The sequence below is a fragment of the Bacillus cereus group sp. MYBK30-2 genome (genome assembly GCF_051915945.1).
GTDB lineage: Bacteria > Bacillota > Bacilli > Bacillales > Bacillaceae_G > Bacillus_A > Bacillus_A paramycoides.
This window is the reverse complement of sequence record NZ_JBQAFR010000008.1, coordinates 29,355-43,265: the sequence shown is the minus strand read 5'-3', so window position 1 is coordinate 43,265 and position 13,911 is coordinate 29,355. Positions and strand designations below refer to the sequence as shown.

The following is a 13,911-nucleotide window of genomic DNA, read 5'->3' as shown; positions in this document are numbered from 1 at the left end:
CGTATCAGCCAGCTTATTAAATGTACATAACATCTATATAACTGTAGGGCAAGGTCTTGTCCGAACAGTATAATCTACGCCTGTGGAGAGCGTGTAAGACCGGATCTCGTAAGGGATAGGCAATGCTTGTAGAATCAGGAAGCCCCCACTTCAAGCGGTGATAACCGGTAAGTGGGGGGTAGTTCACTAGAGACATTTAACTTACACAGACTGTACAATTCCAAACAAATTATGTACAAACCAACTTTATTTTTGATGGAGTAGCTATTCCTGATTATGGAAGATATATTCAACAAAAATCCTTAAGTGCCCTTGAAAGATTATGAGTATAAAATAAATAGCAATGCTTTTCCTTTTCACATGGCACAGCTCTATTGCGGAATACATGTCCCTCTGAAAAGGAGTTGGTAGAATAGCCCCTTCAATATAGTATGTTTAACAATTCCTTATGTGCAAATAAAAAGAGCATCCACAATTGTTGGATGCTCTTATATATAAAGTGGCTTCCCCCACACTCCAGTATATGCTTGTCATTCTCACAAGGTGTAAACAAAAAGACAACTTATTCAGGCGCCTTCTCAAAATACAAGGGGAAACTCTAACGTACAGATTAATATTTCCCGATGTCACCGCTATTATATGCTTGATACATTTTCGATTTAATTTTGCTATATAATATAATTAAAAATCACTCGTTACCCTATTATTTTTTACATTTTAACGAGAAAACTATTCTGCATCACCAATTGCTTGAATAGACTCAAGTCTAACATTAATTTTGTTCGGAAAACCTATAATATTACCAGTTGAATTACTTGCTACTTCTATATTTGGTCCAATAACAGTAACTAAATTTCGACTCACATTCATTATAAAACCTCTAATATGAATTCCTTCTAAAAACAATACAGTACGTAAATGAAGCAACTGATAAGCATATAAAAGTTCTCTAATCTCATTTGTAAATTCTGCAAAATTATTACTAGAACTATTCACTACTGAATGATAAGAAGAAGATCCCTTTGATTCTAAAGAGGTGTTAGAGGACATTTTTGATTTTAATAAAACATCAGAAGATTGTTCTGATTCTAATACAGTATCAAAACTCCTTCTTGATTTAAATGGAGCGATAAGAGGAATCGGATTTATATCAAACAATCTAAATTTACGTTTGTTATTATCAGAATTTAAACAAAACTGACACATCTATATCCCCCCTATAATAAGTTATGTATTATATAGTAAGCACATTATATAAAAATGTACTGGGTATTTATAATACCCAGTACATTTTTAATTTATTATGCTCCTCGATCATCACTTACCGCTAAAATGCTACTAATCATAACACTAATTTGGTTTGGATTTTCAAGAGCCCCACCATTTGCATTACTTTCTACTTCAATAGCTTCCCCATTACCACGACGAAGAGTAACAAAATTTGTTCCAATTTGTGTAATAATTCCTTCTACGTGAAATGATGGTAAAAATAATACAACTCTCGCCCCTACCAATTGAAATGCTTGCAACAGAGTTAGAATTTCAGTATTATCCATATTATCCATTCTCTATACCTTCCTTTACTTTTAATTTGGACACCTAACAATGTAATTCTATTAAATTAACTTATTATTAGTTATCAAAATAGAATATGTTCGAGCATAAGAATTGAAATAGACAAGTTGGCAAATTTTTTCAATAACATATTATTGGTATGTAATGTTTAAGGGATAATATATAAAAAGATCTTTATTAAACAAATTTCATAATTAAATAAAAAATCCACACTTAACTAGACTCATATACTCACACCATCCTTTCTAGACGAGCATAAAATGTACTAACGAACGAAAGGGGGTAATATTATGGGTTTTGGTTTTGGTGAAGGTTTTGATTTCGACAGATGTGATGATCGGAGAGATCATCACAGAAAAGAAGAAAATAAAAGACAGGAGAATAAAAATCCAGAATTATTACAATTCTTAAGAACATTAACTCCTGGTACTTGTATTGTTATTCAATATGATCGTCAACCGCCTACAAGTGCAACATTCCAAGGCTTTCAAGGAAACAACGTCATTATTTTATCTGACTTTGATTGTTTCCCAGGATTAGCACGTATTGCGGTTAATAGAATTAACGTAATCTCTATAAATTCACCTGATTGTGATCGTTTCTGTTGCAAACGTCGCAGACATTGCAGAGAATGTGATGAGCATGAGCATAAACATGAGCGTAGAGATGATTTTTAAAAATTAATTAATAGAAAAATCTTTCCTTTAATTTTTAAGCCAACTTGCAAGAAAAACACCTAACTGAACATAAATAACAAACCATTTTATATATCGGACATATACTATTGTAAGGTCGGCATCCAAATGACCCAAATAAATACCCATGCCAAGAAATAAAACTACAAAGTATTTCTTGGCACCTTCTACATAAAATATTAACAACAATAAATTTAATAAAAAAAGAGCACCCATGGCAGTGGGCGCTCTTTTTTTGATAAGGAGTTTTAACTGCGTATCAAAATAGAATAAAAGCGGTTGAACTCGTCCTACACTTTAATATATGCTTGTTCTTCCCGAAAGGACACCTTAATTAGGTGTCCTTTCGGGATCTAAGGGGTAACTACATGTTAGAAAAGCCTTTCTGTATCATTGTATGATTATCAATTCAAATAGGTTATAAAAGAGTTTAGCTCAATACAGGTCACGGCCTGTTATTCTTCAAATGAACAACTTTCAGATAAAGTCATGTTCTAGTTAACTCATATAAAATTGTTACAAAATAAAAGAACGTAATTAGAAAAAAATTCAAAGTTACGTTCTTTTATTTAATATTAATTATTCATTTTCTTTATTAAAATCTCTAATATCATCCTTAAAGATTTTCTCTATTTTTCCATCTAGAATAGGTCTCTTCTATTATAATCGATAACGTTTTTAACCGCACTGTCTAAAAGAATTTTCCTCCCTCAAAAATTCTTGAAGGGACGAAAGTCCCGATTTTAGATAGGAGATAAACTGTTCGTAAAAGCCGGATTGGTAAAGGCTAATAATTAGTGTGGGATGAAGAAAACACCCCCTGATTAAAGTTTCACTTTATTTTTTTCGTAATTGATGAAGCCTTTTCTTCACCCTTTTTACAAAACTTGAAAAAACGGTGGAAATACGCATGATATTAATATAGGTAATATCCCTTATTGCTATTTCTTGTGTATTACTACGTTTCCTTAAATAAATATGTTCATTCGTAACTTTTGTAATCCGCCCTGTATAAACTTCTTTTTGATCGTATAGTTTTATATATGTCCCTTCCCATAATTGCAAATGATTTATAAATGCTTCTTCAAAAAATTGTTGTTTTAAATTCACTTGTTCTGCTACGGTTTTTCCAAACTGCAGCATCAATTTTTTTCGGAGATTTTCATCATATATTAAGTGCTGATGAGATGTAGAAATATTAGGTATTGCATACGGGATATTCGCGTTTTGAATCGCTGTATATGGGATAAAAATACGCTCCATTAATGTTGTAAGCACAACAAAATCTCGGCCAATTTCATTTACTTTCGCTACTGTATGTAAGCTACTCCCACCCCGATTCGAAAAAACTTCCACGCGCTGATAACGTTTATGCTTAAAAAATTTCATTAGCATCATGACTTGTTTTCGCTCTGGTAAGCATTCACCAAGTACTTTTAAATTAGCACCATGCATGTATTCTTGGAGCATCTTTAATTCATGAGTCGGTAAAGCACTAGCTGGAGATGTATATCCTTCTTCTCTTTTTTCACTATAATCGAAAACAAGACGATCCTTATCACGAACTTTTATTATGTCCTTCTGCATAAAAACCTCCTATTTCTTCATTCATCATAGATATTTTATGATGGTAACTCATAGTTTAGTATGGAGGTGAAAACACAAATGAATTTTTTAAATGCAATTCTTTTATTTAGCTATTTTTTTATAGCAGCTATTTCATACGTCTACTTATACAAATCTCGGCATCTGATTGGTTATCACTTAGGTATGAATATTGCAATGTTATCTAGTACAGCTATTGGTTTATCTGTCGGTGCCGTTCTCGGATCACAATTCCCTTTAGATGAAGGCGTCATTACAATTGTCACAACGATAATCGCTGTTACTGTTGGCATTGTATTTGGAGCATTAGTTGATTATCAAACACTGCTAACAGGTGTAGCAAGCGGTATTATGTCTGGACTCATGGGACCTATGCTCGGTTTACATTCAACACAGCCCGCTTTCTTAATTATTTGCACAACTATAGTCGTATTTTTATCTTTCATTTTGCTACGCTTTTCCGTTCGAAATTAACGAGTTTTTAGTGGAGGAGCGATTTAGTTATGTGCAAACTTCTTAGATGGAAACATATAATCATTTTATTTAGTTTTATCTGTCTTTTTTTTCAAACAAAACATGTTTTTGCAGAAACAAACATCATACAAACAACTCCTAAGTCAAATCAGAAATTAACAAATTCTCCATCAAATCTTTCAATGACTTTTTCAGCTCAAATCAATACAGAAAAAGCTACTGTTCAAATTTTTGATGAAAAAGGAACGAATAGGGTTAAAGAATCGATTGAATTTTCGAATAACGAAGCAACTTTATCTATACATTTACCTCCATTAACAAGCGGTGTTTATACAGTTATTTACTATATACCTTTGCAAAATGGGGAAATAATTCGTGATTCTTACATATTTACAATTGATACACTGTCAAAAGACAAAAAAAAACAGTCCATCTTTTCATTTCTTTCACTCTTTCAACTTAAGTATGATTCTCAATTTTGCGGAAATATTTTCGCAACCGTTTCAAACAACACTTGGATTACACTTCTTTATTTGATGAACATATTTCATTACGTTAGTATCATTATGTTAATTGGATGGATTATTTGGGGAAGTTTGCTTAAATCTACTGATTCTACACCCCAAAAAAAATATCAAACTAATCTGTTTATTTTCCAATTATTTTTTTTGCTCGTGACATTACTTTTACTTATAATCCAATCTATTAATACAATTGATTTCAATATGAATCAAAAAATATTAGCAATACCTATAGATATATTGTATGGAGTTTCCTGGATTTTCTTACTTTCACTTGCTTTCATGGGCTTTTTCTTTCTTTCTCGCTCAAATGTAGTCCGTATTTTATGGATAATTCTTATACTGTTTATTAAAAGTATGACAGTCTATACTTTAACTATATTCCCATCTCCTTTTACAATATTTTTTGAAAATATCTATTTATATATTGTTACTGTTTTAGGAGGAGGTTATTTATTTATGGCTGCTTTTCAAAAGCAACTCTTTGTTCAATCACTTCTCCCTAAATTCCATCTATATGCTTGTATTTTGGCAGCCATTTTATTCACCTATAATCTGTTTATTTATTTTACTTATATAAATTTAAATACATCTGGAGCAACTTTCTTCACAATTCAATTACTAACCATTCTCCTTTGTTCGATACACCTATACATGTTTATCAAACAGAAAAAAAACACCTTTCTTTCGCTTTGTTTTCAGGCAATTCTATTATTATGTAATATAATAATTCACGACTGGATAGGAATATATAATCATCTATTTTTGTAAAAAAACACCAATAAAGTACGAATATTTTTTCACATCATTTTTTATATTTGAGATAGAACGCAATTCTTTTTAATTGGAAGGGGGCTTGATATAATGCTGAGGGAATATCATGTGGTTGCCATTCCAATTCGCATTGTTATTAACAACTATGGCGATCACGATCCTGAGGGTAAGATATATGTTTTAAAAGAAAATGTCAGTAAAGTAAAAAAGCTCGTAGAGGAAAATCCTTTTTCAACAGTAGACCTCGTGCAACCACTCGTTATTCGTGCCAATGTAGGAGATACCGTAAAAGTAACCTTTGAAAACCAATTACCTTTTAGCACTTCCATGCATATTCAATTAGCAGAGTACGATGTACAGACTTCAGATGGAGCATTTGTTGGAAATAACAAAAACACTACTGTTCCACCTGGTCAAAAACGAATCTACACTTGGGAAATCATCCGTGAAGAGATTCACCTTTTCTCTGATTTAGGCAATCCACTTTCCAGCGAAGAAGGAAGTAATGTACATGGCTTATTTGGGGCATTAATCGCACAACCAAAAGGGTCTACATGGACAGATCCTATAACAGGCTTACCTATTAACAGCGGCGTTTACGCTGATATCCATAATCCACTATTACCTTCATTTCGGGAGTTCGCATGGTTTTTTCATGATGAGATGGAAGTAAAAGATTTAACAGGAGCAAAACCAATTGATCCCCATACATTACAAAACAGTGCGACACACTCCGTTAACTACCGGTCTGAACCAATGCGAAATCGTGCTCGCCTTATCCAAGAAGGTATTGTTTGTCCTGATTGTGAAGGTGAAGAAGTTCATCATGATTCCTGGGTATTTGGTGATCCAGCCAGCCCTATTTTACGTGCTTATGTAGGAGACCCTCTTAAAATTCGTGTTATTCATGGCGGGATAAAAGAAACACATGTCTTTCATTATCACGTCCATCAGTGGCTATTTGAACGTAACAATATCGATTCATTAGAGGTCGATTCATTATCTATCAGTCCACAAAATTCGTTGACCGTTTCACCTTTATACGGTGCCGGAAGCTTACAAGGTGCATTTGGCGATGTTATTATTCATTGTCATCTTTATCCTCATTTTGGTGAGGGAATGTGGGGAATGAATCGTATTTTTAATACATTACAAGACGGAAACCAATTTTATCCAAATGGTGTCCCTATTGCAGCATTACAGCCGCTTCCTGATCGACCAATTCCACCTGCGCCTACACGCGAAAAGCCCGGATTTCCAAACTTTATTCCTGGTGTTTTTGGTTGTAAAGCTCCCCGTCCACCACTTGGAATTGTAGGTGGCCGCAAATCAACAGAGCTTGAAATCAATCAATTTGATCCAAACGCTCGTCCGGGTGCCGTATTTGTGAACCCTTGTCCCGAAGGCACAAAAGTAGAACGGGTTTTTAATGTCGTTGGTATTCAAGTACCTATTATATATAACGAAGAAGGCTGGAATGATCCAGAAGGTCGTATATTTGTATTAGAAGAAGATGAAGAAGATGTGTTATCTGGTCGTAAAAAACCAGAACCCTTTGTCATACGTGCGAATGCCGGTGAATGTATTCGTATTAACTTTACAAATAAGTTTCCAGAAACATTAGGCGGAAATGCATTTCAACTTGTAGAACGAACATATGAAGCAGCTACTCACGTACACTTCGTCAAATTCGATCCTCTCGTTGCCGATGGTGCTAATGTTGGCTGGAATTATGATAGTAGCGCTTTACGAGGTGAAACAATTCGAATGCAGTGGTTTGCAGATGTTGAATTGAAGGCTGTTTTCTTTCATGATCATTTATTTGCGAATTCACACCAACAGCATGGTTTATTTGGAGGAATATGTATTGAACCAAAGGGATCACAGTTTCTCGATCCTCGTACAGGAAAAATTTTACCGTCTGGTACACAAGCAATCATTACAAATCCACTCATACCTGATTTTCGTGAATTTGCCTTGTTTGTTCATGATTTTTCGCTTTTATTTGATCGTAGGGGTAAACCACTTAATGCACCTGAATTTTCAGGTTCTGAGGGTGACCCTGGCGTTATGGCAATTAATTACCGAAATGAACCGCTATCAGCACGATTAACAAATCCTGAAACTGACCCAGCTTTTGTTTTTAGCTCTTTCCTTCATGGAGATCCTGTGACACCATTATTACAAACTTATAATGGTGATCCAGTACGCATTCGATTATTTCAAGGCGCCCATGAGGAATCTCATAGCTTTAACTTACACAGACAACGTTGGCGTAGAAATCGTCCGGATTTAGAATCAGAATTTACTCAACAACAAACTATTGGAATATCAGAAGCTTTTACAGCGGAATTTGCGGTTGAAGGCGATGGCGATTTTGATATGCTGTACTATTACGGTGGAATTGATGATATTTGGCTCGGAGCTTGGGGAATTTTCCGGACATTTAAAGAGCGGGTTCCGAAGCTATTCCCTCTACCAGACCGACCGCAACCACCAAAAAGAACAAAACCATTGCCAAAACCTACTGAGGAGCAACCTCCACCAGCAACAGATCCTGGTGAGCCTTGTCCACCAAATGCACCAGTTCGAAAATTTGAAGTTGTTGCATTTCAAACCAAAATTAAATATAACAAAGCTGGTGATAATGATCCCGTTGGTATTATTTTCGCTTTAAAAGAAGATGTTGAAAATATAAAGAACGGGAAAATAAATCCCGAACCACTTATATTACGTACGAATACCGGTGAATGTGTAGAAGTTACTCTCCACAATCAATTAACAGAGCCATTTCATAACGAAGGAGAACTTCATGGTTATCCAGAAGTGCCCGATGAAGATATTATTTTCACACCATCCAGACGAATTTCTCTTCATGCACAAATGGTCGCATATGACGTTCTTGGCTCAGATGGTGCTACAGTTGGATTTAACCCTGATCAAACCGTAGCACCAGGGGAAAGTATTACGTATCGTTGGTTTATTGATCGTAATATTGGTGCTTGTAATCTCTGGGATATGGCTGATTTACGTAATCACCGGCACCACGGAGCTTTTGGTATGCTAATTACAGAACAAACTGGCGCTCTTCATCTCGATCCTATAAAGCGCACGCCAATCCGAACGGGTAATCAAGCAGTTATTTCACATCCACTTTTCCCAGAATTTCGCGAATTTGCTTTATTAATGCATGATGGTGTTCGCCTTGTAGATAAAAATGGCAATCTTATTATTGATCCCGAAGTAATTTTTATAGCACCGGAAGAAGGACTAGAAGATCCAGAAGATCAAGGATCTCGCGGCTTTAACTACCGCTCAGAACGTATCATTCATCGCTTAAAGCAAAATCCAGATGTTTCAGCAGTATTTAGTACAAAAATTCACGGAGATCCTGCTACACCAATCTTTTTAGCACATGTAAATGATCCAATTATCTTTCGTTATACTTTCCCTGCTGACAAACCACGAGCACATGCTTTTACAATACACGGACATTCATGGCTTCGAAATGAGACTAATTTAGACTCAACCTATATCGCTGTCCAAGGAGAAAACAGCGTTGGTTCCAGAGCAAATTTAGTCATTGCACATGGAGCTGGTGGTCTAAACGGCAGACCTGGAGATTATATGTACCGTTCGGGTAATATTCGCTGGGACATTGAACTTGGTATGTGGGGGATACTTCGGGTACTAGGAAAGAGTAATAACAAACTCCCCCCTTTACGAAATCCCTAAAAAATAGGCTATCCCTGCTTTTTAGGGATAGCCTTCATATTCTCTGTATCAAATACACTCTAAATCACTTCTTCTGCATCAGGTTAATCAATCACAATTACATCTCCATCTTTAAAACGAATTTCTCTTATATTTACCCATAGTATTGTCACTATTACTTTTCGTTTCTGCAATACGCCGATAAAATCTGTTCCCACTTCTTGAATCTTCCCAACAATAACCTTTTCATCATTCTCATCACAACGTATTGTTACTTCTATTCTATTTCCGATATTTTTTAAAAGCTGGAAATTTAATCTTTCCTTTAAACCATTAAAATTCAATGGGACCAACTCTTTACATATAGGATTTCTATTACCTATCGATTTGTTCACTTGTGATTCTTTAACAATGGGGACTTCTATTTTTTGCTCTAAAGTATTCTGTTCCATTTTCCGATTTTTACCTTCTAAACTTTCTTTCTTTTTTACTGATCCAGGAATATTTAAATTTTGTTTATCAGACCGCAAAAGACAACCTCTCCTTTGACTCATTCTCTTCTTAGCTTATGAAAAATTGAATAAAAAAGAGACATACCAAAAACAAAAGGTGGTTTTTTCTTTTTATGGAAATAAAAGTACAAACCCCTGCATAATAATAAATTGATAGTAAAAATTCATAATGAAAGGGGGATATGCGTATTTTCTCTTGGTACATACCATGAGATTTAACGCTATACGTATGTCAAAAAACAAATCAAAACAACAACATGAAAAACGACCACCTGAAACAGTAGATTGTTCACCACCCAAAAAAATCCCTTTAGAAAATACAGCAACTCTGCCTGAAAATCAAGTATTTGTCGATTTATTAGGAAAAAACATTTTATTGTCTACACGTTCTGATCAACTAAATCTTTTAGGGCAAACATTTCGTCCTATTTTCACTGGGAAAATTGTAAAAGTAACAGATGGCTTCATTACACTTTATCCTGTCATCATTAAAATGAATAATGCACCATTTTTTCAATTCCCTACACCTCTCAATTTTGCAATTGAAATGATCGTCTTCTTCTTACCCTTTGATCCTAATACTAAGTTTCCAATTCCATAATAATAAAGGTGGTGTAAAAAATGAAAAATCAAGATCAACTTAAAGAGAAAAATCCGCTTCCTCCGGTGTGTAGAAGCTCAGTTAACAATTCTTTAATTAATGAATTACGCCGTGCTAATGTTGCACAAGAATTTGAAAACCACATCGGTTCTCGGGTTTTCATTCTAATTGCACAATTCCCTTTTATGATTATCGGTACCATTGTTGAAGTGCAGGGGGATTACGCTTTTATTAAAATTGAAACAACTCATATTAATGAATTTGATAATATGACGGGTCGTGTACATATTGACGAGATTGAAGTATTCTTTATTGAAGACGGGAAATTTAAGATTCCAAACATTCAACAAATCCCAGGAGTTTAAGCTAGCAGGCTATCCCACTTGTAAAGAGCAGGTGATAGCCTTTTTTTCGTATGCAACGGGATGAATGATGACACAGAAAGTATGACAACTGCATTTATTATACTAATCATATTTTATGAAACGAAAGGAGCCCTCAACTTATGAAAATGGACAACCCAAACCCAATATGGACTCCAACTTATTTTAATACCACTCCCTGTCCTCCATTATCTACTTGCTTTCCGGATGCCCCACCGGTCTTCCCTTCTCCTAACAGCTCACTTCCACAAGAAGAATTAGATCAATTACAAGTGTGCATTGAAGAAGCAAATAACTTACTCCATATTATTTCAAATCCAAGAGATCCAGAAAACACAAGAGCTTTACAGCTTTTTCTTTTAACACTTCGTGGTTTAAAAGTACAAGCAATTATTGCATGTGACAATACACAGGAAAAGCAAATAGGCACTTTAACAAATGCAGGGAAGGATTTCATTGAGTTAACCAACGAAAAAAAAGGAAAAATACTGATCCCATTTCTACAACTTTGTTTATTGAAACGGGATTGTAATCAAAATCCTATACCTCAACCTTTACCATTTAACTTTACTCCACCTATTCGACAAAATTTAATATTACATTTTGGAAAAACAGTAGCAGCAAATCCTCTTTTAATTAATACTTTCTTTGGTATTTCTTTAGCACTTTACTTACAAGGATTTATTGGAAAGAAAATCACAATTCGACTACAAAATGAAGAAAACCTTATACAAGGGGTTTTAATTGATGTTCAGGAGGAAAATGCAGATAACGATTTAAGACCTCCAGCTAAAATAAAAATAAAAGTTGCTAATAAGATTGTAGACGTTGATTTAGATGCCGTATGTTTTATTTCCGTCTGTTCTCGGTAAAATGATTAGCAAAGTCAAGTGCTTTTTAGCTACGCCAAACCGAAATTCATCTCCCACCTACCGTTGGGCTATTGCCCTACACACGCTTGAGGAAGGAGAATTCGTTAAATCTATAGGATGTTTACACCATCTGAAAAAAATTTATTTTATAGGTGATCAAACATCCTATGATTGCTAATCAATCATCATTAACTCCTTGATTACTTTAATATTATTAAGGGTCTCCTCATCAGTTAGTAAGAAACTAAGAACCATTTTATTATGATGATAAGTCTGTTTATAGTCTTTTAGCTGAAAGTAGCAAAACGCTAATTGTTTATGCGGTAACCACCTTTTAAAGGGTTGTTGTTCAATGAAATGAACGGAATTAGCTGAAGGTGCTTCTATAGCTTGTTTATACCAATAGGCAGCTTGAGAAAACTGATTATTCTTAAGAAAGAATTCACCTAGGCGACAGCTGAATTCCGGTTGAGGAACATCGTATTCTAAAGACTGAAATGTGATTTCTTTTTCTTTTTTAAAATTTCCGATTAGATGATAACAACTGGATAATTTATGCATAACAAAAAGCCTGTGTTCTAATTGGATATCTTTGTAGTCTAAGAACTTGTTATAAAATTCAATGGCTTGTTTATATTTTTTTATGTTTATGTAATTCTCTGGCATAATGAAATATATCGTGAACTGTCATTTTACCTTTATTCTTTTTCAAAAATTGTTCATATAGTTTGAGATTTCGATCTGATTCATTATTGGTATAATTTTTTTGGTTCTGGTGCAAAAATATTTGTTAGAAACATAGAGTAGACATTTTCTCTTCATTTCTATCTTATGAAGCTAAGCCAAACAATTTATGAATAAATTGTTTCTGGTTTTGGACAGACTTGTCCGGTAAAACAAGTTGCCTCTTTTTCATCATATGCATGGCTTCAACACCACTCAATATAGAGATTGCTGTTTTATATGACTTTAATCCTAACATAGAACAAACTCGTCTTTTAATAAACCGGTGATCTTGTTCCACTATATTATTGAGATATTTAACTTGCCTTAGTTGTATGCCTTCAGGCATATGTTTCTCTTCTTTCAATTCTTGAATCGCTACAGGATAGGCAGAGTTCTTATCTACTGTTATTACACGAGGTTTAGAAACATACGAAAAAGCCAAGGCCTTCTTGAAAAAGCGCTTGGCTGCTTGTTTATCTCTCGATTTACTTAGATAAAAATCAATTGTATTACCCTCTGAATCAACTGCACGATATACGTACATCCATTGACCTTTTACTTTAATATAGGTTTCATCGACTCTCCACGAATCATTTGTTGATTTAAGATGATGTCGTACTTTCTTTTCTAATTGAGGACCATATTGATGAACCTACCGCATAATGGTTGTGTGAGCCATTGATAATCCTCTTTCCTCCATCATTTCCACCAGATTACGTAAGCTCAAATTGTACCGTAGGTACCACCTTACTGTTAGTAAGATGAGTTCAGGCTGATAATGCTTCCATTTAAACAAATTTTCCCTTTCCATGTCACGCACCTTTTCTAGAGTAGTACTATCAATATGTCCAAGTTTAAGAGATTTTTTGCACCAGAACCAGTAAAATTGTTGTCTCCGAGCTTACATCAAACCATCTCAGTGTATTCCATGTAAATAAAAATGGTACGGTTACAAGACCAGTCGTTAATGATTCTTACAGTCAAGGACCATTGGGGGCTTATTTTTTATCGTCTGGAATCCTCTTAGTTACAGAAGCAGTTTCAAATACACTGTCATCTTATTCATTGAGCAACGACGGTATCATTCATGTGATCAGCGGCTTTGTACCAAACGGATATATAACTGCTTGTTGGATTGTAACAGCGAAGGATGAACGTTTCACCTACACTATCAAAACCTTTAGCGGCACCATCCCCACCTACCGAATCGATCGCGATGGAGCACTGTCGGTGGTAAGGGCTATTACCAGTACAGTACACCGTCAGGTACAAGTACCAGGTCTTCCGATGGATGTTGGAGTGAGTAAAGGTGGAAGGCAATTTTACACCCTTAATGGAAATCAGGGTACAGTTTCAGGATTTAATATCCAAGATGATGGTAGTCTAGTAAGATTGCAGGTTGCTGGCTGGACTAACTTCCCTTACTTTGGATCGCAAAGTTTAGCTGTTCTTTGATTGG

General features: G+C 34.8%; 11 protein-coding genes and 3 pseudogenes. 8 read left to right on the top strand and 6 right to left on the bottom strand.

What is annotated here, in order from left to right:
* Positions 1-729 precede the first annotated feature (729 nt).
* Entirely contained in the window at positions 730-1,206 is a 477-nt protein-coding gene (locus tag ACTFQM_RS24750; RefSeq protein ID WP_440036684.1) for a hypothetical protein, read from the bottom strand.
* A gap of 95 nt (positions 1,207-1,301) precedes the next feature.
* Positions 1,302-1,556 (bottom strand): hypothetical protein, encoded by a 255-nt coding sequence (locus tag ACTFQM_RS24745; RefSeq protein WP_440036723.1) that lies wholly within the window; start codon positions 1,554-1,556, stop codon positions 1,302-1,304.
* 309 nt (positions 1,557-1,865) lie between these two features.
* On the opposite strand from ACTFQM_RS24745, the gene ACTFQM_RS24740 reads away from it, so the two are divergent.
* Positions 1,866-2,252: a hypothetical protein gene (locus tag ACTFQM_RS24740; protein WP_440036683.1), complete on the top strand. Its 387-nt coding sequence runs from the start codon at positions 1,866-1,868 to the stop codon at positions 2,250-2,252.
* An 855-nt stretch (positions 2,253-3,107) separates the two neighbouring features.
* Here ACTFQM_RS24740 and ACTFQM_RS24735 read toward each other — a convergent pair.
* On the bottom strand, positions 3,108-3,857 hold the full coding sequence (locus ACTFQM_RS24735) for a hypothetical protein (protein WP_440036682.1): 750 nt from the start codon (positions 3,855-3,857) through the stop codon (positions 3,108-3,110).
* A 78-nt stretch (positions 3,858-3,935) separates the two neighbouring features.
* On the opposite strand from ACTFQM_RS24735, the gene ACTFQM_RS24730 reads away from it, so the two are divergent.
* The 3 genes from ACTFQM_RS24730 to ACTFQM_RS24720 all read left to right on the top strand — a co-directional run bounded on the left by ACTFQM_RS24730 (position 3,936) and on the right by ACTFQM_RS24720 (position 9,379).
* Entirely contained in the window at positions 3,936-4,349 is a 414-nt protein-coding gene (locus ACTFQM_RS24730) for a hypothetical protein (RefSeq protein ID WP_440036680.1), read from the top strand.
* 29 nt (positions 4,350-4,378) lie between these two features.
* Positions 4,379-5,641: a copper resistance CopC family protein gene (locus tag ACTFQM_RS24725; RefSeq protein WP_440036679.1), complete on the top strand. Its 1,263-nt coding sequence runs from the start codon at positions 4,379-4,381 to the stop codon at positions 5,639-5,641.
* 93 nt (positions 5,642-5,734) lie between these two features.
* On the top strand, positions 5,735-9,379 hold the full coding sequence (locus ACTFQM_RS24720) for a multicopper oxidase domain-containing protein (RefSeq protein WP_440036677.1): 3,645 nt from the start codon (positions 5,735-5,737) through the stop codon (positions 9,377-9,379).
* Positions 9,380-9,462: 83 nt separating this feature from the next.
* Here ACTFQM_RS24720 and ACTFQM_RS24715 read toward each other — a convergent pair whose 3' ends face one another.
* Complete coding sequence (locus ACTFQM_RS24715) at positions 9,463-9,888, bottom strand: hypothetical protein (protein ID WP_440036676.1); 426 nt, start codon at positions 9,886-9,888, stop codon at positions 9,463-9,465.
* A gap of 211 nt (positions 9,889-10,099) precedes the next feature.
* Between ACTFQM_RS24715 and ACTFQM_RS24710 the strand changes: the two genes are divergently transcribed.
* The 3 genes from ACTFQM_RS24710 to ACTFQM_RS24700 all read left to right on the top strand — a co-directional run bounded on the left by ACTFQM_RS24710 (position 10,100) and on the right by ACTFQM_RS24700 (position 11,726).
* A complete protein-coding gene (locus ACTFQM_RS24710; protein WP_440036675.1) occupies positions 10,100-10,471 on the top strand; it encodes a hypothetical protein in 372 nt (123 codons plus the stop codon).
* A gap of 20 nt (positions 10,472-10,491) precedes the next feature.
* Positions 10,492-10,836: a hypothetical protein gene (locus tag ACTFQM_RS24705; protein WP_440036674.1), complete on the top strand. Its 345-nt coding sequence runs from the start codon at positions 10,492-10,494 to the stop codon at positions 10,834-10,836.
* 140 nt (positions 10,837-10,976) lie between these two features.
* Positions 10,977-11,726 (top strand): hypothetical protein, encoded by a 750-nt coding sequence (locus tag ACTFQM_RS24700; protein WP_440036672.1) that lies wholly within the window; start codon positions 10,977-10,979, stop codon positions 11,724-11,726.
* Positions 11,727-11,900: 174 nt separating this feature from the next.
* On the opposite strand, the pseudogene ACTFQM_RS24695 reads toward ACTFQM_RS24700, so the two are convergent.
* Together ACTFQM_RS24695 and ACTFQM_RS24690 are read right to left on the bottom strand one after the other, a co-directional pair.
* Positions 11,901-12,498 (bottom strand): annotated as a pseudogene (locus ACTFQM_RS24695) (tetratricopeptide repeat protein); the annotation flags it as partial.
* A gap of 57 nt (positions 12,499-12,555) precedes the next feature.
* Positions 12,556-13,263, bottom strand: a pseudogene (locus tag ACTFQM_RS24690) (IS6 family transposase).
* A gap of 68 nt (positions 13,264-13,331) precedes the next feature.
* On the opposite strand from ACTFQM_RS24690, the pseudogene ACTFQM_RS24685 reads away from it, so the two are divergent.
* Positions 13,332-13,907, top strand: a pseudogene (locus tag ACTFQM_RS24685) (lactonase family protein); the annotation flags it as partial.
* Positions 13,908-13,911: the final 4 nt, after the last annotated feature.